At 73.7% G+C, this 23,932-nt stretch carries 17 protein-coding genes; 10 read left to right on the forward strand and 7 right to left on the reverse strand.

What is annotated here, in order from left to right; all coding sequences use genetic code 11:
* The first annotated feature begins 138 nt into the window (after window positions 1–138).
* Genes ACZ67Q_RS15960 through ACZ67Q_RS15970 form a run of 3 tightly spaced genes read left to right on the forward strand, consistent with a single transcriptional unit; the run spans window position 139 to window position 3,650 of the window.
* Window positions 139–1,467 carry a uracil-xanthine permease family protein gene (locus ACZ67Q_RS15960; RefSeq protein WP_471181958.1) on the forward strand — a complete coding sequence of 443 codons (1,329 nt, stop codon included), beginning with the start codon at window positions 139–141 and terminating at the stop codon, window positions 1,465–1,467.
* A 7-nt stretch (window positions 1,468–1,474) separates the two neighbouring features.
* Complete coding sequence (locus ACZ67Q_RS15965) at window positions 1,475–2,908, forward strand: amidohydrolase family protein (RefSeq protein WP_471181832.1); 1,434 nt, start codon at window positions 1,475–1,477, stop codon at window positions 2,906–2,908.
* Between the two features lie 31 nt (window positions 2,909–2,939).
* Window positions 2,940–3,650, forward strand: a complete 711-nt coding sequence (locus ACZ67Q_RS15970) for a TSUP family transporter (protein WP_471181834.1) — start codon at window positions 2,940–2,942, stop codon at window positions 3,648–3,650.
* A 318-nt stretch (window positions 3,651–3,968) separates the two neighbouring features.
* Here ACZ67Q_RS15970 and ACZ67Q_RS15975 read toward each other — a convergent pair whose 3' ends face one another.
* From ACZ67Q_RS15975 to ACZ67Q_RS15985, 3 genes are all read right to left on the reverse strand, one after another.
* Entirely contained in the window at window positions 3,969–5,030 is a 1,062-nt protein-coding gene (locus ACZ67Q_RS15975) for a LacI family DNA-binding transcriptional regulator (RefSeq protein WP_471181837.1), read from the reverse strand.
* Window positions 5,031–5,328: 298 nt separating this feature from the next.
* Window positions 5,329–6,540 carry an amidohydrolase gene (locus ACZ67Q_RS15980; protein WP_471181839.1) on the reverse strand — a complete coding sequence of 404 codons (1,212 nt, stop codon included), beginning with the start codon at window positions 6,538–6,540 and terminating at the stop codon, window positions 5,329–5,331.
* The gene (locus tag ACZ67Q_RS15985) at window positions 6,537–7,958 is read right to left on the reverse strand and encodes an MFS transporter (RefSeq protein ID WP_471181841.1); all 1,422 of its coding nucleotides are present in this window, start codon (window positions 7,956–7,958) and stop codon (window positions 6,537–6,539) included. The genes ACZ67Q_RS15980 and ACZ67Q_RS15985 overlap by 4 nt, the downstream gene beginning before the upstream one ends.
* A gap of 125 nt (window positions 7,959–8,083) precedes the next feature.
* Between ACZ67Q_RS15985 and ACZ67Q_RS15990 the strand changes: the two genes are divergently transcribed.
* Window positions 8,084–9,085 carry an AsnC family transcriptional regulator gene (locus tag ACZ67Q_RS15990; protein ID WP_471181843.1) on the forward strand — a complete coding sequence of 334 codons (1,002 nt, stop codon included), beginning with the start codon at window positions 8,084–8,086 and terminating at the stop codon, window positions 9,083–9,085.
* A gap of 18 nt (window positions 9,086–9,103) precedes the next feature.
* On the opposite strand, the gene ACZ67Q_RS15995 is transcribed toward ACZ67Q_RS15990, so the two are convergent.
* Window positions 9,104–10,774 (reverse strand): glycosyltransferase family 2 protein, encoded by a 1,671-nt coding sequence (locus ACZ67Q_RS15995; protein ID WP_471181846.1) that lies wholly within the window; start codon window positions 10,772–10,774, stop codon window positions 9,104–9,106.
* Between the two features lie 434 nt (window positions 10,775–11,208).
* On the opposite strand from ACZ67Q_RS15995, the gene ACZ67Q_RS16000 reads away from it, so the two are divergent.
* Entirely contained in the window at window positions 11,209–12,420 is a 1,212-nt protein-coding gene (locus ACZ67Q_RS16000) for a glycosyltransferase (protein ID WP_471181849.1), read from the forward strand.
* Window positions 12,421–12,813: 393 nt separating this feature from the next.
* Window positions 12,814–15,006 carry an RNA polymerase recycling motor ATPase HelR gene (gene helR, locus ACZ67Q_RS16005; protein ID WP_471181852.1) on the forward strand — a complete coding sequence of 731 codons (2,193 nt, stop codon included), beginning with the start codon at window positions 12,814–12,816 and terminating at the stop codon, window positions 15,004–15,006.
* Here the strand turns inward: helR and ACZ67Q_RS16010 are convergent.
* The 3 genes from ACZ67Q_RS16010 to ACZ67Q_RS16020 form a co-directional block, all read right to left on the reverse strand.
* On the reverse strand, window positions 14,987–15,856 hold the full coding sequence (locus ACZ67Q_RS16010) for a 4Fe-4S domain-containing protein (protein ID WP_471181855.1): 870 nt from the start codon (window positions 15,854–15,856) through the stop codon (window positions 14,987–14,989). The genes helR and ACZ67Q_RS16010 overlap by 20 nt on opposite strands.
* A gap of 144 nt (window positions 15,857–16,000) precedes the next feature.
* Window positions 16,001–17,428: a rifampin monooxygenase gene (gene rox, locus ACZ67Q_RS16015; RefSeq protein ID WP_471181857.1), complete on the reverse strand. Its 1,428-nt coding sequence runs from the start codon at window positions 17,426–17,428 to the stop codon at window positions 16,001–16,003.
* 152 nt (window positions 17,429–17,580) lie between these two features.
* Window positions 17,581–18,447, reverse strand: a complete 867-nt coding sequence (locus ACZ67Q_RS16020; protein WP_471181961.1) for an RNA polymerase sigma-70 factor — start codon at window positions 18,445–18,447, stop codon at window positions 17,581–17,583.
* A gap of 251 nt (window positions 18,448–18,698) precedes the next feature.
* On the opposite strand from ACZ67Q_RS16020, the gene ACZ67Q_RS16025 reads away from it, so the two are divergent.
* The 4 genes from ACZ67Q_RS16025 to ACZ67Q_RS16040 all read left to right on the forward strand — a co-directional run bounded on the left by ACZ67Q_RS16025 (window position 18,699) and on the right by ACZ67Q_RS16040 (window position 23,892).
* Complete coding sequence (locus ACZ67Q_RS16025) at window positions 18,699–19,184, forward strand: carboxymuconolactone decarboxylase family protein (RefSeq protein ID WP_471181860.1); 486 nt, start codon at window positions 18,699–18,701, stop codon at window positions 19,182–19,184.
* Window positions 19,185–19,353: 169 nt separating this feature from the next.
* Window positions 19,354–20,151, forward strand: a complete 798-nt coding sequence (locus tag ACZ67Q_RS16030; protein ID WP_471181862.1) for an SAM-dependent methyltransferase — start codon at window positions 19,354–19,356, stop codon at window positions 20,149–20,151.
* A gap of 276 nt (window positions 20,152–20,427) precedes the next feature.
* Window positions 20,428–21,543: a tryptophan--tRNA ligase gene (gene trpS / locus ACZ67Q_RS16035; protein ID WP_471181864.1), complete on the forward strand. Its 1,116-nt coding sequence runs from the start codon at window positions 20,428–20,430 to the stop codon at window positions 21,541–21,543.
* A gap of 198 nt (window positions 21,544–21,741) precedes the next feature.
* Window positions 21,742–23,892: an FUSC family protein gene (locus tag ACZ67Q_RS16040; RefSeq protein ID WP_471181867.1), complete on the forward strand. Its 2,151-nt coding sequence runs from the start codon at window positions 21,742–21,744 to the stop codon at window positions 23,890–23,892.
* Window positions 23,893–23,932: the final 40 nt, after the last annotated feature.

Below are 23,932 nucleotides of genomic sequence, written 5' to 3' on the forward strand. Positions count from 1 at the left end.
ACCGAGCGAGTCGACCCCGAAACGGAGTCCCCCGTGTCGCTACGCACCGCTCCACTCCCCGCCCCGGACCCCGACACCACCGCGCACGCCGACGACCGGCGCCGCCACCCCGTCGACGCCTACCGTCCCGTGCACCGGATGCTGCTGTTCGGCATCCAGCACGTGCTGGTCATGGCCGCCACCCCGATCTCCAGCGTCTTCCTCGTCAGCGCGACACTGCACCTCACACCCGCCCTGACCGCCAACCTGCTGGCCGCTGCCTTCGTGCTCTCCGGCCTCGGCTCCCTGCTGCAGTCCCTGGGACCGTGGGGCATCGGGGCGCGGCTGCCGTTCGTCATGCTGCCCGGCGGTGCGCCGCTCGTGCTGTTCCTCTCCATCGCCGACCAGCACGGACTGCGGACGGCGACCGGGGCGGTGATCATCACCGCCGTCTTCTACTTCGTCGTGCTGCCGGTGTTCTCACGGCTGCTGAAGTTCTTCCCCACCCTGGTCATCGGCACGATGATCACCATCGTCGGCGTGAACCTGGTCAAGGTCGGCGCCCTGCTGGTCACCGGACGCCCCGGCACCAGCGGCTTCGGCGAGCCGCGCGCCCTGCTGCTGGGCCTGGCCACCGTGGGCTTCACCGTAGTCGCCTACGGGCTGCTGCGCGGCACCCTGCGCCAGCTCTCCGTCATGCTGGGCCTGCTGGCCGGCACCGCGCTCGCCGCCCTGCTCGGCCAGGTGCATCTGGCGGGCGGCGGCGGGCTGCTGCACGCGCCGGAGCTGATGCCGTTCGGCACACCGCAGTTCAACCTCGTCGCCGCGCTCCCCCTGCTGGTCTACAGCCTGGCCTCGATGGCGGAGGCGACGGGACAGACCGTGGTCAACAGCGAGGCCGTCGGTCTGGAACCCGACGCCCGCCGGGACGCGCCCCGCACCATCCGCGGCGACGCGCTCGTCTCGCTGGCGGGCGGCTTCTTCGGCCTGCCCCTGATGGTCACCAGTGGCGAGAACATCGGCATCGTCAAACTCACCGGCGTGCGCAGCCGCTTCGTCACGGTGGCCGCCGGACTCGTACTGATCGTCATCGGATTCCTCGCGCCCGTGGCCCGGCTCGTCAACGCGATCCCGGCGCCCGTGGTGGGCGGCACCGCGCTGGTCGTCTTCGGCGTCATCACGGTGCTCGGCATCCAACTCCTCGGCCGCGCCGGCCTGGACGACCACACGGACACCTTCATCGTCGCCGTCGCCCTGGCCGCCGGTCTGCTCCCGATCCTCGTGCCCGGCGTCTATGCCCAGCTCCCGCCCACCCCGCGCATCCTCCTGGAGAGCGGCGTCGCCGTGGGGGCGTTCACCGCGGCCCTGCTGCACGCGCTCTTCCACCGGGCGCCGTGGGTCTCCCGTTCCCTCGAGGCGGCCCCCGCCGAGCCCGTCCCCGCGACCGGCGCGGCAGTCGACGCTCCCCCCGACCAGCACCACCCCTGAGCCCCGCATGAACATCTACGACAAGGACACCATGCACCTCCTGTCCAGCCCCGACCCCGGGCCACTGCTGCGCGACGACGCACCGCTGCTGCTGGTCCCCGACACGGTTCTGCTGCCCGACGGGCCCGCCGAGGACCACGCCGTCGTCGTGACCGGTACCGCCTTCACCGACGTCGGGCCGACCGCACGCGTACTGCGCGACCATCCCGCGCTGAGCCCCGTACGGCTGGCCGGCCGGGCCCTGCTGCCCGGCTTCGTCGACGCCCACCACCACCTCACGCAGAGTTTCGGCGCCGCGCTGGCGTTCGGTGAACCCTCGGAGATCTTCCGCCGGGTGTGGGTGCCGCTCGAAGGCGCGCTCGACGAGGAGTCGGCGTACGTGGCGGCGAAACTCGCCGCGTGGGAGGCCCTGCGCGGCGGTTTCACGACCGTCGCCGACGCCGGGACGCGCGCGCCGATCGACGTGGAGGCCGTGGCGAGCGCCGCACGCGACGCGGGTCTGCGCTGCGTCCTGGGCGCGATCTGCAACGACGCCGACGAGCCCGGCGCTGACGACGTGCTCGCCCGGGCCGGCAAGCACCTCTCCCGCTACGCGGGCGACCCGCTGGTGCACCCCTCCCTCGCCGTCTCCATCCCGGAGGCGGCCACGGAGGCCACCCTCGCGAACCTCGCCCGCCTCGCCGCCGAGGCGGGCGCCGTCCTCCAGATCCACGTCAACGAACACCTCGCCGCGGTGGAGCGCTCCCTGGTACGGCACGGACTGCGGCCGCTGGAGCATCTGCACCGGCTGGGCGTGCTCGGGCCGCACCTGCTCGCCGCCCACGCCACCCTGCTGACGCCCCGTGAGCTCGCCCTGCTGCGCGACACCGGAACCGCCGTCAGCTACAACCCCGTGGCCAGCGCCTGGAAGGGAAATGCCGTGGCGCCCGCCCTGCTCATGGCGCAGGAGGGCATCCGTTTCGGCCTCGGCACCGACGGCACACGCGGCGACGCCTTCCGGCTGCTGGACACCGCCGAGACGGCCCAGCGCCTCACCCACGGCCTGGCCACCGGCGACTCCTCGTGCGGCGGCGGCTGGACCTGGCTCGACCACGGCACCCGGCTGGGCGCCGACGCCGTCGGGCTCGGATCGACGGCCGGTGTCGCGGGCGTGAGCGCGGGCGTGGTGGCCACGGGCGCGGCGGCCGACTTCCTGCTCGTCGACCTCACCGTCCCCGAACTGGCCGCCTCGCACGACCTGCCCTGGGAGCTGCTGCGGCGCGGCAACCGCGACCAGATCACGGCGGTGTTCACGGCCGGACGCCTGCGGCTGTGGCACGGCTCGCCCCTGACCTGGGACGGCCGTGCCCTCGTGGCGCGGGCCCGGGAACTCGCCGCCGAGGTCGTCGGGCGGGCCCCCATCGTCCGGGTGCACCGACCCTCCACGGAGGCCGCCCGATGATCCGCGTCGAGATCGCGCGGGAGGTGGGCGCATGAGCGGTGACGCCCTCGCCCTGCTGGCCGTGACCGTGGCCGTCGCCGCCTTCGTGCAGGGCGCCAGCGGCCTCGGCTACGCCCTGATCGTCGCGCCGGTGGCCGGCCTCGCGGACCCGGGACTGCTGCCCGTCTTCCTGCTCGCGTCGATGATCCCGCTGAACCTGTATGTGGCCTTGCGGGAGCGGTCCAGCATCGATCTGCGCGGCGCCGGCTGGATCACCGGCGCCCGCCTCGCGGCCACCCCGGCGGGGCTGGTGCTGCTCGCCGCCGTCCCCGAGCACGACCTCGGGCTCCTGGTGGGGGTGGCGACCGTGCTCGCGGCGCTGGTGAGTCTCGCCGCGCCGGCGTTCGCGCCGGGCCGTGCCGCGTATGTGGGCGCCGGTCTGGTCACCGGGATCACCGAGACGGCCACCGGCGTGGGCGGGCCACCGCTCGCGCTGGTCTACCAGCACCGGCCGCCGCCGGAGCTGCGCGCCACGGTCGCCGTGTGCTTCCTGCTCGGCGAGGCCGCCTCCCTGGTCCTGCTGTCCTGCACGGGGCGTGCGCACCTGGATCACCTGGGTACGGTGCTGTGGATGCTGCCCGCGCTGGCCGCGGGGGCGGCTCTGAGCCGGCTGGTGCACCACCGGCTGAACGCGCGCCGCCTGCGGCTGGGGGTGCTGGTGTTCGCGCTGGTGTCGGGGCTGGTGCTGATGCTGGGGATGTGAGCGCGGGGCCCGCGCGGGTCGCTGCGGCGGTGGCTTTTCGGGTGCTCGCGGGGGGCTGATCGCACAGTTCCCCGCGCCCCTTGTGGGTCGGCCGCCGCACCCGGCCTCCGGGGTCCGCCCGACGGCCACCCGCCGGGACCCGCGGTGGACCTTCGGCTGCGGACCAGTGAGCGGGTCGCGCAGTTCCCCGCGCCCCTTGTGGGTTGGCCGCTCCACCCGGCCTCCGGCAGTGGCACCGCACCCCTTGTGGGTCGGACATCGCGCCCGGCGTCCGGCAGTGTCCGCGCACCCCTTGTGGGGTGGACACGCCGCCCGGCTTCAGAGGGTGCTGGGCGGCTGCCGTAGTGAGGAGGCGCGGGGGACCAGGCTCGGGGACGGGAGGGGCGGGGACGGGGCGTGGCCCGTGTCGTCCGTGGCGCCCCGCAGTTGCCCTAGCAGGAGGTCGAGTGCCTGTGCGGCCGCCTGTTCCAGGTGCAGGTCCACCGCGGTCAGCGGGGGCATGCAGGTGCGGGCGCGGACACCGTCGTAGCGTGTGACGACGAGGACGTCGTCCGGCACCGCGCGCCCGCTGTCGTGCAGCGCGCGCACCGCGCCCACCGCGAACGCGTCGACCATGACGCACAGCGCGTCGATGCCGGGGTGTTCGCGCAGCAGGGCGGCGCACGCCTCGTAGCCCGCCTGCTCGCCGCCGGACTCCTCGGCGACCGCCGTCACCTGCGGCCAGCCGTGACGTTCGGCGGCGCGGGCGTAGGCGGTGCGCGCGTCGACGGCCGAGGACCGGGTGCCCGGCGCGGTGAGCAGCGCGGGGCTGCGGGCGCCCTCGCGGGCCAGGTGGTCCAGGAGCAGTTCGGTGACCGCCTCGCCGTTGAGGTCGACATACGGCGCCTGCGCCGCGTCCGGCACCGGCCGGCCGAGCGCCACCCAGGGCAGGCCGCGTTCGCGCAGCTCGGCGACCACGGGGTCGTCCTCCTGGGGCTCCACGACGATGGCGCCGTCCACGTCGACCGTGCGCAGCCCCGCGCCGGACTCCCCCGGCGGCAGCAGCACCAGCGCGAACCCGTGGGCCAGCGCGTGTTCCGCAGCGGCTGCCGCGACCTCCATGTAGAAGCCCAGCCGGGACGGTCCCCCGGCCACGGCGAGCGGCATCGACGACAGCAGGGCGATCGCCCTGGCCTCGCCGCGCCGCAGTCGCTGGGCGCGCAGGTTGGGGCGGTAGCCCAGCTCCTCGGCGACCCGCTTGACGCGTTCCCGGGTGCGCGGGTCGACCTTGCCCAGCCCGTTGAGCGCGTGCGAGACGGTCGTACGGGACACACCGGCGGCGCGTGCCACATCGGCGATCGTCGGCTGACGGGACGCGGAGGCCGGGCGGGGTTCGGTCATCGGCGGCTGTTCTCCTCCTACGCTGCGTGCCGCCCAGTCTTCCCGATGCCCCGGCGCTCCGGCACGCCGCCTCCCCCCGAAGGCGGGGAAAGGCCTGGGAAGATCACCGAGCTGGTGACGGTCACCTCCGCCCGGATCCAGCCGGACGGCTGGCGCGACTGGCTGCTGTGGACGCAGGCGTGCGCCGAGCACCGGCCGGACGACCCGGGCTGCCGGCCGGCGCGACATGCTCACCACGGACGGCGGCGAGTTCCTCTCCTTCGCGCTGGTGACCGCGCGGAAGAAGGGGTAGACCCGCTCACGCGGTAGCGGCGTCACCACGGCGGGCCGCCACACGGTCCAGGAACAGCTGCCGCCCGACCGGATCCTCGGCCAGCTCCACGGCGACATGGGCGAGGGCGATGGCCCCGTCCAGGACGGCCAGGTCGGCGCCGGGGCTCGTGCCGTAGCGGGCGAACTGCTCGGTGTGCTGCGTCGCGCCCCGGGTGTCGTAGCCGATCGTGGGGTGCAGCGACGGTACGGCGTGGGAGACGTTGCCCATGTCGGTGGACGCCATCCGCTGCCCGTGCCGGTCCACCGGCTCACGGCCCAGGGCGCGGGCGGCCCGCACATAGGCGGCGGTGAGGTAGGCGTCCTGGCGCAGGTCGGCGAAGTCGTGGCCGTGCGCGGCGAGGTCCAGGGCCGCTCCCGTGGCCAGGGCGCCCGCCTCCAGGCAGGCCCGCACCCGCTGCCGGGCGTGCGCGAGGTCGTCGACGGTGTGCGCCCGCAACTCGTAGCGTCCGCGCGCGCGTTCCGGGATGACGTTCACGGCGTGGCCGGCTTCGAGGACGATGTCGTGGACCAGGGTCCCGGGCGGCAGCTGCTGCCGCAGGAGGCCCACGGCCGTGTGCGCGAGCGTCATCGCGTCGAGCGCGTTGACGCCCTCCCAGGGGGCGAGCGCGGCGTGGGCCGGGCGGCCCCGGTAGGTGACGTCCCAGGCACCCACGGCGAGAGAGGAGGCGCCGACCGTGTCCTCGGGCGCCGCGTGGACCATCATCGCCGCGGCGACGTCGTCGAAGACGCCCGCCTGGAGCAGCAGGACCTTGCCGCCGATGTCCTCCTCCGCCGGGGTACCCACGAGCTTGACGGTGAGGGCGAGATCGTCCGCCACGGCGGCGAGTGCGAGCGCGGCCCCGACCGCGGCGGCGCCGTTGACGTTGTGGCCGCAGGCGTGGCCGATGCCGGGCAGCGCGTCGTACTCGGCGCACAGGGCCACCACCAGGTCGCCGGTGCCGTAGGTCGCCACCAGGGCGGTCGGTACGCCGCCCGCGCCGTCGGTGACCCGGAAGCCGGCGTCGGCGAGCACCGAGGCGATCTTCGCGGCGGACTTGAACTCCCGCAGCGCGGTCTCGGGTTCCGCGTGCAGGCTGTGGCTGAGCCCGACGAGGGTGTCCCGCCGGGAGCGGACGGCGTCCGCGGCCGCGGTCAGGGCCTGGCCGGTGGACGGGGCGGGGGGCTGAGGGCGTGTCATGCGGCTTTCTCACTGGTCGTCATCAGGGTGGGCGTCGAGGCGGTGTCGGGGGCACCACCGCCCTTGAAGAGCAGGCAGATCGCCGCTCCGGCGAGGGCGACGGCCGCGCAGACGGCCCAGGCCCACAGATAGCCCGCCGGGGCGATGCCGCCGCCCGCTGCCGGGTGGGCCGCGAAGAGCGCACCGATCACGGCGGCGCCGATCGCCGCGCCCAGCGACAGGGCGAGTTCGTTGATGCCGACGGACAGCGCGGTCTCGGCGTCCTCGACGACCTCCACCGACAGGGTGCGGGTGACGGCTTCGAACATGCCGGTCGCTACCCCGACGACGAGGGCGCCGGCCAGGTACTGCGGCAGGGAGACGTGGAAGAACACCAGGGACGTGAAACCGGCGGCGCCGACGCCGCCGCCCGCGGCGAGCGTGGCCCGGTCCCCGATGAGCCGGGCCAGGCGCGGGGTGGCGGTGGATCCGGCGCAGCCGGCGACGACCATCGCGAGCGAGATCAGCGCGATGTCCTGCGAGCCGAGTCCTCGGCCGTAGCCGTCCCCGTCGGGGTGGGCGCCGAGGAAGACCGCGTTCGCCCCGAGGAAACCGATGGTGCCGAAGGCGGCGCAGAAGGTGTGCGCGCTGACCACGGCGAGTCTGGCGTTGCGCAGCAGCCGGACGTCGACGAGGGGGTGGGCGGAGCGCTGTTCGACGCGCACCCACAGCACGAGGGCCATGGCGGCGACGGCGACCGTCGCCAGGGTGGGCGCCGAGGCCCATCCCCAGGTGCCGCCCTGGGCGAGGACCAGGACGAGCGCGCCGAGTCCGACGGTGAGCAGCGTCGCCGCCGGCGTGTTGAAGCGGCCCGCGCGCTGCGTCGTGCTGTCGGGCAGCGCCAGCGCCGCGGCCAGGGCGAGCAGCGCGAACGGTACGGCGGTCCACAGCCCGGCCGACGCGTGCTCCTCGCTGAGCGAGCCGGCGACCAGACCGCCGACGCCGATGGACAGCAGCAGCGCGCCCACGAGGACGGACATGCCGGTGCGGCCGCGTTCCGGCGCCCGGGAGCGCAGGATGCCCGCCAGCAGCGGGAAGAAGCCGACGACGGCGCCTTGCAGGGCCATGCCCACCGCGAGCGTCGCGGTGGTCGGGCGGACGGCGATGAGCACCGAGCCGGCCGCCACCATCGCGACGGCGACCCGCAGCAGCCGCCGGTGGCCGTGGATGTCGCCCCAGCGAGACAGCAGCGGTGTGAGCACCGCGAACGCGAGCTGGGACAGCAGGTACAGGTTGTTCTGGCCGACGCCCGAGAGGCCGATGTGCTGCCCCACGACGGGCAGCAGCGGGGTCAGGTAGCCCTGGACGACTCCGCTGCACACCACGATCAGGGTCATGGTCGCGAGCAGTCGGCGGCCGCGGCTGATGGTTCCGGTCACTGTCTCACCGTCTTCCCTTGGCTGGAATCCGAGGTGATGGCTAGAGTGCGACCCTCGGTCGAAGGGTCCGGGAACATCGCGGAAATCCTGCACGGAGGTCGGCGCGGGTGAAGGAATCGGACACCGTGAGCGAGCTGGATCTCGCTCTCGTGCACGCGCTGCAGATCCGCCCGCGTGCGGCGTGGTCCGATCTCGCCCCGTTGCTCGGTGTCACGGCGGTGACGCTGGCCCGGCGCTGGGAGCGGCTGACGCGGGAGGGACTGGCGTGGCTGTCCGTGGTGCCGGGACCGGCGTTCACCCGGACCCGCTGCACGGCGTTCGTGCTGGTCGGCTGCGCGCCGGCGGAACGCGAGCGGCTGGCGGCGCGGGTTGCCGGCCTCACGGAGGCGGTGACCGTCGAACTGACGGCTCCGGGCTCCGCCGATCTCCTGCTGGACGTGCTGGCACCGACGCCCGCGGCGCTGCACCGGTTCGTCACCGAGCACCTCGCGCTGCTGCCGGGGGTGACCGGCGTGGAGTGCCTGTTCGCCACCTCGCTCTACGCCGACGGCACGCGCTGGCGGCTGGGCTCCCTGGACGCCGCGCAGCTCAGCGCCCTTGATCCGGCCGGGGCACGGGAGCGGGAGGGCGGGGCCGCACCGTCGCTCGATGCGCTCGACCGGGCCCTGCTCGACCTGCTCGCCCGGGACGGCCGGCTGGGGCTGGCGGAGCTGGCCCAGCTCACCGGGACCAGCGCCGCCACGGTGCGGCGCCGGCTGCACCGGCTCACCGCCTCCGACATGGCCCGCTTCCGCTGCGACCTCTCCCCCGCGCTGAGCGCGCTGCCGGTGGCGGTGACCTTCCGTGGCCGGGCGCCGGCCCGGGACGCGAACGGCCTGCACCGCACCCTGGGCACGCTGCCGGAGTGCCGGCTGGTGGCCGCCGTCACCGGAACGTCGAACGTTCTCGCCACCTACTGGATGCGCGACCTCGGCGCGGTGCAGCACCGGGAGACCGCGATGGGCGCCCGGCTGCCGTCGCTGGAGATCACCGACCGCATCGTCGGTGTGCGTACCGTCAAACGGATGGGTCACCTGCTGGATGCCGCCGGACGCCGGACCGGGACGTGCCCGATCCGGCCGTGGTGACGCCCGTGCGCCTCGCCTTCAGGTGAGGCGGGCGCGCAGCGCGCGGGCGGCCTTGCCGGTGACGCTGAAGGCGTAGGCGGTGACCGCCGACGGGGCGGGCCGTAAGTGCAGGACGAGCTGTCCCTCGTCGGGCCGGACCCGGGCGGTGTGGACGCGTTTGCCGGTCCCGGGAAGGGACAGCGCGTGCGGGCCGCGGCGGCCCACGCCGTTGCCGAGCGCCCCGCCCAGCGTGCCGCGCGCGCTCATGCCGTGCCCGGTGCACCGCAGGGACAGGTGCCAGTCACCGGAGGGCAGGGCCCGCCCGTCGTCGACGCTCGCCAGGTCGACACGGACCCGGAAGCAGGCCCGCCCGTAGTCGTACGTCTCCTTGCCGCGGGCCACGGTCAGGTGCGGGGAGGGCACCTGCTCGCACGGGACGGCGATCTCCTTGCCGCTGCGGGTGTGGCGCAGGACGAGTTCGGTGACCAGGTCGTCGGTGTCCACCTGGTCGAGGTAGCCGTAGCCCCCCAGTTCGAGGACGCTGCCCTGCCAGACCAGGTGGTCGAGCCGGCGGCGCGGGCTGACCCTGAGCATGTCGGAGGTGATCTCGCAGAGCTCCTCGTACACCGGGGAATCCGCGGCGGGGTACGGCGGCGCGGCGTACAGCCTGCCGTTCCTCGTCAGCGACTTGCCGGGGCGGTCGGCGAGGTCCCACTCGACGACCGCGGCGAGTTCGTCCGCCAGCCCCTCGCGCAGGCAGTGGCTGACCAGCCGCTCGTGGAGGTCGAACTCGGCCAGCACCGCGGGCGTGATCCACTTGCCGGCGTACGGACGGGCCAGCTCGACCAGTTCCCTGCGGGTGGCGGCATCGGCGTCGAGGAATCGGCGGTCGAAGCGGCGCACCATCTCCACCCGGACGTGACGGGTGATCAGGTGGTCGCGTAACCGGCCGGGTTCGGTCATCTCCGTGACCAACTGGATCATCTCGTCGGCCTGTTGCAGGACCGTGCTCAGCTCCAGGCCGTTCGCGGTGATGTTCCCCTCGTCGCCCCGTCTGACGACGTAGTAGCAGTCGTAATCGCCGACGATCGAGATGACCTTGCTGTGCAGATAGGCGCGGGCGACGAAGTGCTGGTCCTCGCTGATGCGCATGTGCTCCGGGAAGCGGATGCCGTGCGTCTCGAGCATGCTGCGCCGGAACAGCTTGAACGGCATCAGCGTGTAGTAGACGTCGCCCTTCGACAGGTCGGCCTTGTCGACGTTCTTGGCGAACACCTGCCGCGGCACGCGCCGTCCGACGCCGACGAGTTTGGCGAGGACCACGTCGGAGCTGTTCTTCTCCGCCATGGCGACCAGCCGCTCCAACGCCTCGGGGCCGAGGCAGTCGTCGCCGTCGAGGAAGAACACGTAGGTGCCACTGGCGTGGTCGAGTCCGACGTTGCGCGGCCGGCTCGGGCCGCCCGACGCCTCTTGGTGGATCACTTTCATCCGCCAGGGCCTGTCCTTCGCCCAGGCGTCGAGCCGCTCGCCGCTGCCGTCCGTGCTGCCGTCGTCGACGGCGATGATTTCCAGCGCGTCCATGCCAATCGATTGCTGTGCGACCGAGGCGAGCGTCTGCTCCAGATAAGGCAGCGCGTTGTAGACCGGTATCACGACGGATACCAGTGGTGTGGACGACCCCTTCACGGGATTCCCCCCCATGCAGATCATATGAAAATCGCTGTGGGTCCGACCGGTTTCCGCGTCCGATGTCCGCCCTGGTCAGGACCCCACGGGCTGATTCACCGATCGAGCATAAATGATGGATCGCGTGCGCGTTTCACGACCTGCCGACGGAAAAGCGGAGTTTCACGGTCCAGAAGGGGCGCGTGGGTGCGCGCAGGGGCGCTGTCCGCGCGGGAAAAAGAACTGCGTGCTCCGAAAAGGGAAGCGTGCGCTCCGGAAAGAGGGGTGCGGATGCCGGAAGGGAGGTGCGTGCGCCGGGAAGAGAGGTCCTCGCTCGGCGCACAAAAAAGGGAAAGGACGCCGTCCGTTCCTTTCCACTCTCAACCTATAGCGCACCGGGGGGCTTGCCGCAAGGCCCCCTTCGTGGCGCAGAATCGGCGGCCGAAGCCAGGACCGGCCGCAACAGGGGGAGTCACGCAGTGCGTGTGGTGTTGTCTACCTATGGATCGCGAGGGGACGTGGAGCCCTTGGCGGGGCTTGCTGTCACGCTGCGGGAACACGGCGTGGAGGTACGGGTGTGCGCGCCGCCGGACGAGGACTTCGCGCAGCGGCTGGCCGGTGTCGGTGTGCCGCTGGTGCCGGTCGGCCCGTCGGCACGGGCGCTGACGAAGGCGGCGCCGCCGGCGTCGTCCCTGCCCGAGCGTGCGGCCCACACGGTCGCCGCTCAGATGGAGTCGGTGACCGTGGCGGCCGAAGGATGTGACGTGCTGGTGGCGACCGGCATGCTGCCGGCTGCGGCGGGCGCGCTGTCGGTGGCCGAGCGGCTCGGCGTCCCGGCGGTGTCCGTCACCTTCCAGCAGCTCACCCTGCCGTCGCCGCGGCGCCGGCCCCTGGAGTATCCGGGCCGCCCGCTGCCGTCCGGGATCACCGACAACCGGGTGCTGTGGGATCTCGACGCGCAGCACATCGACGCGCTCTTCGGTGAGGCGCTGAACACTCACCGGGCGGCGATCGGCCTGCCCCCGGTGGAGCACGTCCGCGACTACGTCGTCGGGGACCGGCCGTGGCTGGCGACGGACCCGCTGCTGGACCCGTGGCACGCGACGCCGGACCTCGACGTCGTCCAGACCGGCGCGTGGCTCTCTCGGGACGAACGCCCGCTGCCGGACGGGCTCTCGGCGTTCCTGGACGCCGGTGAGCCACCGGTGTACGTCGGGTTCGGAAGCATGCCGATGCACGCGTCGGCCGACGTCGCCCGGGTGGCGGTCGAGGCGGTCCGGGCGCAGGGGCGCCGGGTGCTCGTCGGCCGCGGCTGGGCCGACCTGGCGCCGATCGACGACGCGGACGACTGTCTCGCCGTCGGCGAGGTCAACCAGCAGGCACTGTTCAGCCGCGTGGCCGCCGTCGTGCACCACGGCGGCGCGGGCACGACGACGACGGCCACCCGGGCCGGCGCACCGCAGGTCGTCGTACCGCAGCTGGCGGACCAGCCGTACTGGGCCGGCCGGGTGGCCGCGCTGGGCATCGGCGCGGCGCACGACGGCCCGACGCCGACCGTGGCGTCCCTGTCGGCGGCGCTGGAGACGGCCCTGGCCCCCGCGACCGGCGCCCGGGCGAGCGAAGTGGCCGCACGGGTCCGCACCGACGGCACGGCGGTGGCCGCGAAGCTGCTGCTCGAGGCGATCGGCTGAGACAGCCGGGGCCGGGCCGGCCGCACGAACCGCCACCACCACCCGATACCGGGCCCGGCGGCCCGCCGTACGGCGGACATCGCACGGACGCCCCCGGATCCGCCCCCCACTCAGTCGACGACGCAGACCCTGGCAAACCCCCGCCCGGCGGCCCGCCGCCCGGGCAGGGCACCGACCACGCCCGCCCGCCCTCGAGCAGCCACCCATGCCCCCGGTGCCCCCACCCGGCGACCCGCCACACGGCAGCCGGGGCGCCTGCCGCCCCACCCCCCGCCCACCCCACCCACCACCGATGCCCGGTGTCCCGGTCCGGCGGCGTACCCTGCCGCGGCCGGGCACCGTCCGGCGCGGCCGACCGGACACCCCGCACGCCGCATGTGAACGGAGCTGACCTTGAACCCGCTGACCACCCGTGCCTTCGACCTTCCCGAGCGGCTGTCCGCGAAGGCGGACCCGGCGCTGATCGCCGACGACGAGCGGCACTTCGCCGCCCTGGCCGCCTGCCTGGAGGAGTCGATCGCCGAGCTGTCCGACCGTCTCGCCGCCACGCGCAGGGCGCCCGGCGGCACGGGCCGGGAGGCGATGGACCGGGACGCCGAGATCCACCAGCTGACCGCCCGTCTGCGCACCCTGCGCCGCTTCGGCCTGGACCTGTGCCTGGGCCGCATGGTCGGCGCGGACGGCGGCGCGCCGGTGTACGTCGGACGGCTCGGGCTGACCGACAGCAGCGGGCGCCGGCTGCTGCTCGACTGGCGCTCCCCCGCGGCCGAGCCGTTCTTCGGAGCCACCCACGCCGACCCGATGGGGCTGGCCGCCCGCCGTCGCTACCGCTGGACCCGCGGCCGGATCAGCGACTACTGGGACGAGGTGTTCACCGCCGACGGGCTGGAAGGCCACGCGGCGCTGGACGACCAGTCCGCCTTCGTCGCCGCTCTGGGCGGCGCCCGGTCCTCGCGGATGCGGGACGTGCTCGCCACTCTCCAGGCCGACCAGGACGCCATCATCCGCGCCGGATCCCGCGGCGCCCTCGTCGTCGACGGCGGGCCGGGCACCGGCAAGACCGTCGTCGCGCTGCACCGCTCGGCCTACCTCCTCCACTCCGACCCGCGTCTCGGTCACCGCCGGGGCGGCGTGCTGTTCGTCGGCCCGCACCGGCCCTATCTGGCGTACGTCTCCGACGTCCTGCCCAGTCTCGGCGAGGAGGGCGTGCAGACCTGCGTCCTGCGGGACCTGGTCCCCGAGGGAGCGACGGCGGGCGTCGAGACCGATCCGGAGGTGGCCCGGCTGAAGTCGTCCGCGGCCCTGGTGGGCGCGATCGAGAAGGCCGTCCGGTTCTACGAGGAGCCGCCGGCCGAGGGCATGACGGTCACCACGCCCTGGTCGGACATCCGGCTCACCCCCGGCGACTGGGCGGCCGCGTTCGACGCGGCGGAACCGGGCACACCGCACAACGAGGCACGCGAACAGGTCCGGGAGGAACTCCTCACCCTCCTGGTGGACAAGCACGACGGCGACGCCTCCCCCGAGGAGCTGCGCCGGTATCTGCGCAAGGACCGGGAACTGCTGACGGCCTTCCACCGCGCGTGGCCGCTGCTGGAGGCCGCCGACCTGGTCGCGGACCTGTGGTCGGTGCCCGCCTACCTGCGGATGTGCGCGCCCTGGCTCAGCCGCGACGAGGTGCGCGTACTGCAGCGCGCGGACCCGCGCGCCTGGACGGTGTCCGATCTGCCGCTGCTGGACGCGGCACACCAGCGTGTCGGCGACCCGGAGGTGGCGCGGCGCGCGCGGCGGCGCGTGGCCGTGCTCGCCGCCCAGCGCGAGCGCATGGCGCACGTCGTCGACAACCTGATCGCGGCCGTGGCCGACTCCGGCGCCGACGGCGACGACGGCGAGGGCCTGGTGAGGATGTTGCGCGGGGAGGACGCCCAGGTGAGCCTGGTCGACGAGTCCGAGCTGGCGTCCGTCGACCCGGATCTGCTCGCCGGCCCGTTCGCGCACGTCGTCGTGGACGAGGCGCAGGAACTGACCGACGCGGAGTGGCAGATGCTGATCTCGCGGTGCCCGTCACGCAGCTTCACCATCGTCGGGGACCGCGCCCAGGCCCGGCGCGGCTTCACCGAGTCGTGGCAGGAGCGGCTGAAGCGGGTCGGGCTGGACCGGGTCACCCTGGCCTCCCTCACCATCAACTACCGTACGCCGCGGGAGATCATGGCGGAGGCGGAGCCTGTCATCCGGGCCGCGCTGCCGGACGCCAACGTGCCGGTCTCGGTGCGGGGCAACGGCCTGCCCGTCGTGCACGGTCCGGCGTCGGAGCTGACGTCGGTCCTGGACTCCTGGCTCGCCGGCCATGCCGAGGGGGTCGCGTGCGTGATCGGCGACCCTTCGTTCCGGGAGCGGCCGCGCGTGCGGTCGCTGACGCCGGAGCTGGCGAAGGGGCTCGAGTTCGACCTGGTCGTCCTCGTCGACCCGGAGGAGTTCGGCACGGGCGTCGCGGGGGCCGTCGACCGCTATGTGGCGATGACCCGGGCCACCGGGCAGCTCGTGGTCCTCACCGGCTCGGGCCCGGTCACCAGCGCACGGCCGTGAAGTCGACGGGCCGGGGCCGCAGCAGCCGGGTGCGTTCGGCCAGCGCGTGCAGCCGGCGGGTCATCTCGTCGGCTGCGAGGCGGTGCCGGCTCCCGTGGCCGGGCAGCAGCCACTCGAAGCGCAGCCGGCCGGCCGCCTCGGCCAGGGAGCCGGCCAGCTTCTCGATGGAGTACCAGGTGACGCTGTGCGCGACCTCGAGGTCACCGGTGGTGCGGGACCAGTAGAAGCTGTCGCCGCTGAAGCAGTGCCGGTCGTCCGCGAGGTAGAGCACGCTGCCGCGGGTGTGTCCGGGCAGGGGGTGGGCGGTGACCCCCGGCCCGATCGGCAGGGGGTCGAGTCCGCGGATCACCTGGTCGGCGTCCGGTGCGGCGTCCAGGTCGCCCTCGTGGATCCACAACCGGGCGCCGAAGTGGTCGGCGTAGCGGCGGCCGTGCGCGGCGTGGTCGCGATGGGTGAGGAGTACGTCGGTGACGGGCCCGACGTCCGCGTAGCGGCGGGCGAGTTCGCTGCTCCAGCGCGGGGTGTCGACCATCATGACCGTCCCGGAGGGGCGCAGGAGCAGGTAGGAGTTGGCTCCGGCGGTGCGGGGCGAGTTGTGGCCGCAGATGAGCACACTGTCGTCGAGGCGCATCGGGAACGGGTCGAGCGCCGGGTCCGCGCGGCCTGACAGCGGGCGGACGGAGCGGGTGGGGCAGGCGAACGCGGCGGCGTGCAAACGCCGCGTCTCCGTCTCGTCGCCCGGCGGGCGCAGGATCCGGGACTTCCCGTCGATCTCACCGATCAGTTCGGGCGCGAACTGCCGGGCCGCATCGCAGTTGGTGCAGCGGTCGTCCACGTACCAGCCGTCCACGGCGAACTCCTCTCACGGGCAACGGCGCCCGGGCGGGGCGCCGTTACAGGGATATCCCGTGCGGGGACCGAATCGGTAGGCCGGTCCGGTCTTGTGTTTCCGAAGGAGTGACGCTCCGGGACCCGGCCCGAACTGACCGACCGATCAGTCCGTCGGTTGTCCGAACCACGCCCGCAGCGGGCCGAGGAGAGCCTGCTGGTCGTCGGCCGCCCAGACGACGTGGCCATCCGGACGCAGCAGCACGGCGGGTACGTCCAGCTCCTCGGCGACGTCGACGACATGGTCGACCCGGTCCGCCCAGCCGGCCACCGACAGCGCGCCGGTACCGTCGAGCAGCAGCCCACGGCCGCGGTGCGTCAGCTCGTACAGGCGGCCTCCCTTCAACTGCACGTCCCGCAGCCTCCGGCCGACCAGCTCGTGCCCCTCGCCGAGGTCGTAGCGGACGCCGACCGCGAAGGCCGTCTCGGTCATGTACCGGTTCACCTCGTTGAAGTCCATCAGCTTCGACAGCAGCTCGCGCAGCGCCACGGCCCCCGCGTCGGTCCCCAGCAGCGTCATCTGGGCGCGGGTGTTGGCCAGCACGGCGGCGCCCACCGGATGCCGTTCGGCGTGGTAGCTGTCCAGCAGGCCCTCGGGCGCCCAGCCGTGCACCTCGGCGGCCAGCTTCCAGCCGAGGTTGAACGCGTCCTGGACACCGAGGTTGAGGCCCTGCCCGCCGGTCGGCGGGTGGATGTGGGCGGCGTCGCCTGCCAGCAGCACCCGGCCGACCCGGTAGCGCTCGGCCTGCCGGGTGGCGTCACCGAACCGGGACAGCCAGCGCGGCGAGTGCGCACCGAAGTCGGTGCCCGCGACGGCCCGCAGCCGCGCCTTGAACTCCTCCAGGGTCGGCGCGCCCGCATCCTCCTCGGACACCTCCGCCGCGGGCACACCGACGCGGAACACCCCGTCCCCGTTGGGAATGACACCGAAGCGCAGCTGCGTCTTGCGGACTTCGGTGACGACGGCGGTCACCGTGTCCGGGTCGGCGGTCAGCTCCATGTCGCCCAGCAGCGTCTCGACCTTGGCGGGTTCGCCGGGGAACGCGACGCCGAGCTGCCTGCGCACGGTGCTGCGGCCGCCGTCGCAGCCGACCAGGTAGCGCGAGCGCAGCCGGGTGCCGTCCGCCAGCTCGACGGTCACCCCGTCCGCGTCCTGCTCCACCCCGACCACCTCACAGCCGAGCCGCAGGTCGGCGCCGAGTTCGAGCGCCCGCTCGCGCAGCAGCCGCTCGGTGACCGGCTGCAGGGTGGAGAGGCCGTACGGATGGTTCGTGTCCATTCCTTCCGGCCAGGGCTTGTGGATGCCGCCGAAGAAGCCGCCGACCTGGAACTTCTCCCCCACCGCGAGGAACCGGTCCAGCAGGCCGCGCTGGTCCATCATCTCGACGCTGCGCACGTGCAGACCACGCCCGCGGGACTCCTTGGTCGGCTCGGTCAGTTTCTCCAGCACGACCACGTGCACGTCGTGCAGCCGCAGCTCGGCGGCGAGCATCAGGCCGGTCGGGCCCCCGCCCGCAATGAGCACATCGATCATCATAAGTCCCCGTTTCCGCTGGTTGTTGCTTCGCCGGGCGATTCTGCGGCATGAGGGGGGCCTTGCCGCAAGCCCCCCTGTGCGCTATATGTTGAGAGTGGCGAGGAGTGCATGACCTCCTCGCCTTCGTGTTTCTCACGCCCCGGCGCCGTTCAGCGGATCACCACGGTCTCCCGGTCGACGCGCGACAGCTTCGCGGGGTTGCGCACGGCGTACAGGCCCGTGATGCGGCCGTCCTCGACGCGCACCGCGACGACCGTGTCGACCTCGCCGTCCTTGCGGAGCAGCAGGGCCGGGTGGCCGTTGACGTACGCCGGCTGCAGCGACCTGGTCGCCGGGAGCACGATCAGCAGGGGGACCACCCGGTCGGCTCCGACAATGGGTTCCAGAGCGGCCCGTACGACTCCGCCGCCGTCACCGAGGAAGACGACGTCCGGGGCGAGGACGTCGAACAGGCCTTGCAGGTCGCCCGTTTCGATCGCCCGCCGGAACGCCTCCAGGGCCCCGCGCGACTCGTCCCGGGACACCGGCCCGCGGGGGCGCCGCGCCGCGACATGCGTCCGCGCCCGGTGCGCGATCTGGCGGACCGCCGCCGGGGTCTTGTCCACGGCCTGCGCGATCTCGTCGTACTCGATGCCGAAGACCTCGCGCAGCACGAACACCGCCCGCTCGGTCGGGGTGAGCGTCTCCAGCACGAGCAGCATCGCCATCGACACGCTCTCGGCCAGCTCGACGTCCTCGGCCACATCGGGTGCGGTGAGCAGCGGCTCCGGCAGCCAGGGGCCGACGTAGGCCTCCTTGCGCCGGCGCAGGGTGCGCAGCCGCGTCAGTGCCTGCCGCGTGGTGATGCGGATCAGGTACGCGCGCTCGTCCCGCACGGTGGCGGCGTCGACGCCCGCCCAGCGCAGCCAGGCGTCCTGCAGGACGTCCTCGGCGTCGGCGGCGGAGCCGAGCATCTCGTACGCCACGGTGAACAGCAGATTGCGGTGGGCGACGAAGGCTTCGGTGACCCGCTCCATGGCGCCGCCCCGCACGTCGGGCTCCGGGGGCCGTGTCGCTTCCTCGCCCTGTCCGCTCATCGCCGGCTCCCGCCCGTTCTCTCGTGTCCGTGTCACACGCACAAGACGCCGGGCCCCTCCTTTCTGTGACACGGTCGGCCCGTGGCACAGGTCACAGGGCTCGCGGCGTCACAGGGCGCGGGCGGCCGGCATCTCGTGTTCGCACAGGGCGCGGCGCCGAGAGCCGCGTCACCGAACAGTGAGGACCTGTCATGGCACCCCGTTTCGATCTGATGTCCAATGAACTCGCCGCCCGGCTCGGCAAGCGCTTCTACAGCGTCGGCCTGGCCATCCAGCAGTCGCCGCTGCCGCGGTCCACCCAGGACCTGGTCATGCTGCGCGCCAGCCAGATCAACGGCTGCGGCTTCTGCCTCGACCAGCACGGCAAGGAGGCCGCGGCGGCGGGCGAGAGCGCTGTCCGGCTGGGCCTGGTGGCCGCCTGGCGCGAGTCCACCGTGTTCACCGAGGCCGAGCGGGCCGCGCTGGCGCTCGCCGAGGAGGGCACCCGGCTCGCCGACGCCCATCGCGGGGTGTCCGAGGAGACCTGGCAGGAGGTGCGCGAGCACTACGACGACGACCAGATCGCCGCGTTGGTCTACCTGGTCGCCGTGATCAACGCGGCGAACCGGCTCGGCGTGATCACGCGCACCCCCGGAGGCGCGTACCAGCCCGGTGCGTTCGCGGCACTGGAGAACTGAAGCGGCGGACGGGTGACGGCCCGGCCCGGGACCGGAGTCCCGGGCCGGGCCGTGTCCGCCGGGTGGACGCAACCGGCGGAAACGCCGAACTGACGGGTGTGGGGAGGACGTTCGGACGTAGGTTGTGCGGTGAATGATCCACGCCTCGGCTGAAAGACGGTTAGGACTCATGACCGACCCCGCGACGACGCACCAGAAGATCGACACGTCGGTGCCGCACTCCGCCCGCATCTGGAACTACTGGCTCGGCGGCAAGGACAACTACCCCGTCGACGAGGAGGCCGGCGACGCCTACACCGCCGTCTTCCCCGGCATCGTCACCATCGCCCGCAGCAGCCGGGCGTTCCTGCGCCGCACCATCACGTATCTGGTGTCCGAGGCGGGCATCCGGCAGTTCCTGGACGTCGGCACCGGGCTGCCGACCGCCGACAACACCCATGAGGTGGCCCAGCGGCTCGCCCCCGAGACGCGGATCGTCTACGTCGACAACGACCCGATGGTCCTGGCCCACGCCCGTGCCCTGCTGTACTCCTCCCCCGAGGGCGCGACGTCCTACATCGACGCCGATGTGACGGACCCGGAGCGCATCCTCACGGCCGCCGAGAAGACGCTGGACCTCGGCCGGCCCACCGCGCTCATCCTCAGCAACATCCTGGGCCACGTCGGCGACCACGCGCAGGCCCGCTCCATCGTCACCACGCTGATGTCCGCCCTGCCGTCGGGCAGTTACCTCGCCGTCAACGACGGTTCGCTCGGCGTCGATCCCGTCTTCGAGGCGGCCCAGGACGCGTACAACAGCAGCGGCGCCGTGCCGTACAACCTGCGTACGGTCGACGAGATCGCCGCGTACTTCGACGGTCTCGAGCTGGTCGAGCCCGGCGTGGTGCCCGTCACGCAGTGGCGTCCGGAGCCGGGTACGACCGCGGAGGTCGTCGCCGAGCACGGTGGCCTCGCCCGCAAGCCGTAGCCCGCGCGGGCCGTGGAAGTTCACCCGCCGCACCGGCCGCCCTCTCCCCGCAACACGGCGGAGGGGGCGGCGGCTCCGCCGATGTCCTCCCGGACCGGCGTGGCCGACGGTATGCTGTGCGCATGCATCGTTTCGCGTGTCTGAGCTGGTGGCGCTCCTCCTAGGAGCGGCCGCCTCACACGCATGACCCGGGCCGTTCGGACGAACGGCCCTTTTTGTGTCCCCTGGAACAGGGCTGGTGTCGTCCGACGGCGTCCACCACCACCAGGAGATCTCATGGACACCACCACCCTTCCCGCCACGGCCGCGGACGCCACCGCCACGGCTCCCTCTCCCGACGCCCTCGGGGTGTCCGCAGCCCGGGCCCGCAGCGCGGTGCTGGAGGAGCTGATCCGCGAGGAACCCGGGCGGTTCCGGGTCCTGACCGGCGACCGCCCCACCGGACGGCTGCATCTGGGGCACTACTTCGGCACGCTGCACAACCGGGTCCGGCTCCAGGACCTCGGCGTGGAGCTGTTCGTACTGGTCGCGGACTACCAGGTGCTGACCGACCGTGATGTGGCGGACAACCTGGCCGGGCACGTCGAGGACCTGGTCCTCGACCACCTCGCCATCGGCGTCGACCCGGCCCGCAGCACGATCTTCACGCACAGCGCGGTGCCTGCCCTCAACCAGCTGATGCTGCCCTTTCTCAGCCTCGTCTCCGTCGCCGAGCTGGGCCGCAACCCCACCGTCAAGGACGAGATCGCCCACTCGCGCCAGTCCGCTGTCAGCGGTCTGATGTTCACCTATCCCGTGCACCAGGCGGCCGACATCCTCTTCTGCAAGGCCAACCTGGTACCGGTCGGCCAGGACCAACTCCCCCACCTGGAGATCACCCGCACGATCGCCCGCCGCTTCAACGACCGCTACGGCGACGGCACCGCCGTGTTCCCCCAGCCCGAGGCGCTGCTGTCGAGCGCGCCGCTGCTGCTCGGCACGGACGGCACCAAGATGAGCAAGAGCCGCCGCAACGCCATCGCCCTGGCCGCCGACGCCGACGAGACCGCCCGCCTGATCAAGGGCGCCAAGACCGACTCCGAGCGGCACATCGCCTACGACCCGGTCAGGCGTCCCGAGGTGTCCTCCCTCCTGCTGCTGGCGGCCCTCTGCCGGCAGTGCACCCCCGAGGAGATCGCCGACGAGATCGGTGCGGCGGGTGCCGCCGCGCTGAAGAAGACGGTGACCGAGGCGGTCAACGAGTATCTGGCCCCTATCAGGGCACGGCGGGCCGCCTACGCCCAGGACCGCGCCCATGTCCGCGAGATCCTGCGTGAGGGCAACGAGCGCGCCCGGGCCGTGGCCGACACCACGCTCGCCGAGGTGCGCGCGGCCATGAACAGCCGGTACTGAGCGACCGGCCGTGCCGGGCCTTCCGGACGGCGCGGGGCGAGGGCGGGGGCCGGGGCCGCCGTGCGGATGGGGGGCCGGGGCCGCCGTACGGAGGCGGCTTGGGTGCCGAGGCTGCTCTGCGGGGCGTGGGCGAGGCCGGGTCCGCCGTGTGGGGCGTGGGCGGGTGCCGGGTCTGGCGGTGTGGGTGATGCTGAAGGGGTGCGGGGTGTCGTAGCCCGGTGGTGGAGCCCGGCGGCCTACGCCGCCTCGGGGCGCCGAGCCGTGCGGGTGTCGCTGGTCGCGGCGACCGGCTTCTACGTCTTCCGCTACGGCCTGGACCGCCCCGTGGCGGCGACCTACGCGCTGTTCGCCGCCATCGCGCTGGGCGGGCTGTCACGGATCCCGGGCACCGGGCGGCAGCGCGCGGCCGTGCTGCTGCGGGCCATGCCGCTGTGCTGGGTTCTGGTGGTGGTCGGCACCTATCTGTCGGTGCGCACCTGGAGCGCCGCCGTCGGGATGCTGGCGGTCGGCTTCACGCTGGCCTTCTCGGCCGTGGGCGGGCCGCGTGCGGCGGGGACGGCACCGGGGCTGCAACTGCTGTACATCCTGCCGTCGTTCCCGCCGTACGACCCGGGCTCGCTCGGCGACCGGCTGATCGGGACGAGCACCGGTGTGGCGCTGCTCGTCGCGGCGGAGGCAGTGCTCCTGGCCGAGCCGTCCCCGCCCACGTACGAGGAGCGGGCCGCCGGGGCCGCGCGGACCGCCGCGCGGTGCGCGCGGCGCCTGACCGCACCGCCGTACGCCCTGACCGGCGCGGACCGGGCGGCGGCGCAGGAGGCCGGGCAGGCGCTGCGGCCGCTGCACGTGCCGGAGGCGGAACGCCCGGCCGGGCCCGGCAGACGGGAGCGCGCCCTCGCGCACACCGGTCTCGCGACCCGCACCCTGCTGAGCCGGCTGGCGGGGCTGGGTACCGGCCGCGGCGGGTCCGGCCCCGAGGTCACGGCTGTGCTGCGCGCGGTGGCGGAGCTGGCCGTCGCGACCGCCGGCTGTCTGCGGTCCGGGCCGTCGCCGGTGGCGCCGCACCAGGCGCTGGTCACGGCGCGCGCCCGCCTGTCCACCGTGTCCGCGGGGCCGTGCAGCGGCACCGGTGTCCGGGGCTTCGCGCCGGTCGTGCTGCGCGGGCACGCCGCCGTGCTGGAGGTCGCCGACGCGGCGCTGGCCATGGGCGTCGCCGCGGATCTGGCCGTACGCGGCCGGCATGCGGCCGTCCCCGCGCCGCCGGGCCGCTTCTGGTACGCCACGACATGGGCGCCGCTGCTGTGGTGGCACCGGCTGCGTGGGCATGCCGGGCGCCGGTCGGTTTTCTTCCAGAACGCGGTGCGTATCGCCCTGGCGCTGACGGCGGCGCGCCTCGTGGCCGGGGTGGACACCCTGCCCCACGGGTTCTGGGCCATGCTGGCCACGCTCACGCTCACCAGGACGACCATGGACGAGACCTGGCACACCGTCCGCCTGGCGCTGGCGGGCACCCTGGCCGGTGCGCTGGTGACCGCCGGGACGCTGACCCTGGCCGGGACGGACACCCGGTTCTACGCGGTGCTGCTGCCGGTGTGGATGCTGATCGCCTTCACCGTCGGGCCGGTCCGGGGCGTCGGCTGGGCGCAGGGCCTGTTCACCGTGCTCGTGGCACTGGTCTTCGCGCAGCTCGCACCGCCGACGTGGCACCTGGCGGAGGTGCGGATGCTGGACGTGCTGGTCGGCAGCGTGATCGGTGCGGTCTTCGGAGTGCTGGCGTGGCCGCGCGGCGCCCACGACGAGCTGCGCTACACGGCCGCGGAGCTGCTGCGCAGGGCGGCGGAGATCGTCGTGGCGACCAGTGCTTCGGCCGCGCACGGCACAGGGGTGGCCCCGCCGTCGGGAGTGCCGCCCGGGCACCGGTCGCTGCACCGCTCGGTCATCCTCGCGGAGTCCGCGTATGCGCAGTTCCAGAGCGAGCCGACGCGCTTCGGCGGCCGGGCCCGCGCGGTGCCGCCCGCGGTGGACTGGCAGGCGGCGCTGATGGCCGGCCATCACACCCTGTGGGGGTCGCAGCGGCTGCTGGAACCGCCGCAGCCCGGGCTGCGGCCCGTCGCGGCCGAGGCGCTCGCCGGCGTCGGGGAGCGCGTGGCCGGGCGGATGCTGCTGGTCTCGGCGGCGCTGGATCCCGGCGGGGACACGCCGAGCGCGTCCGTGCCGGCGATCGACGTGACCTTCGCGGAGTTCGCCACCGAACCGCCGGACGCGCCACGGCTGTACTACGCGACCGTGTCATGGCTGGAGTCCCTGACAGCGGACCTGGCACGGATCAGCGCCGGCCCTCGGGAGGAGTGAGGGTTCCCGGGGGGGCGTCCCGCCGGGGCGAGCGGGGAGC

Source organism: Streptomyces sp. NPDC036813 (assembly GCF_055609245.1).

Coding starts and splice junctions, on each gene's coding strand:
- ACZ67Q_RS15960 (WP_471181958.1), top strand. CDS start 139: ATGCTGCTGTTCGGCATCCAGCACGTGCTGGTCATGGCCGCCACCCCG.
- ACZ67Q_RS15965 (WP_471181832.1), top strand. CDS start 1,475: ATGAACATCTACGACAAGGACACCATGCACCTCCTGTCCAGCCCCGAC.
- ACZ67Q_RS15970 (WP_471181834.1), top strand. CDS start 2,940: ATGAGCGGTGACGCCCTCGCCCTGCTGGCCGTGACCGTGGCCGTCGCC.
- ACZ67Q_RS15975 (WP_471181837.1), bottom strand. CDS start 5,030: ATGACCGAACCCCGCCCGGCCTCCGCGTCCCGTCAGCCGACGATCGCC.
- ACZ67Q_RS15980 (WP_471181839.1), bottom strand. CDS start 6,540: ATGACACGCCCTCAGCCCCCCGCCCCGTCCACCGGCCAGGCCCTGACC.
- ACZ67Q_RS15995 (WP_471181846.1), bottom strand. CDS start 10,774: ATGATCTGCATGGGGGGGAATCCCGTGAAGGGGTCGTCCACACCACTG.
- rox (WP_471181857.1), bottom strand. CDS start 17,428: ATGATCGATGTGCTCATTGCGGGCGGGGGCCCGACCGGCCTGATGCTC.
- ACZ67Q_RS16020 (WP_471181961.1), bottom strand. CDS start 18,447: ATGGAGCGGGTCACCGAAGCCTTCGTCGCCCACCGCAATCTGCTGTTC.
- ACZ67Q_RS16025 (WP_471181860.1), top strand. CDS start 18,699: ATGGCACCCCGTTTCGATCTGATGTCCAATGAACTCGCCGCCCGGCTC.
- ACZ67Q_RS16030 (WP_471181862.1), top strand. CDS start 19,354: ATGACCGACCCCGCGACGACGCACCAGAAGATCGACACGTCGGTGCCG.
- trpS (WP_471181864.1), top strand. CDS start 20,428: ATGGACACCACCACCCTTCCCGCCACGGCCGCGGACGCCACCGCCACG.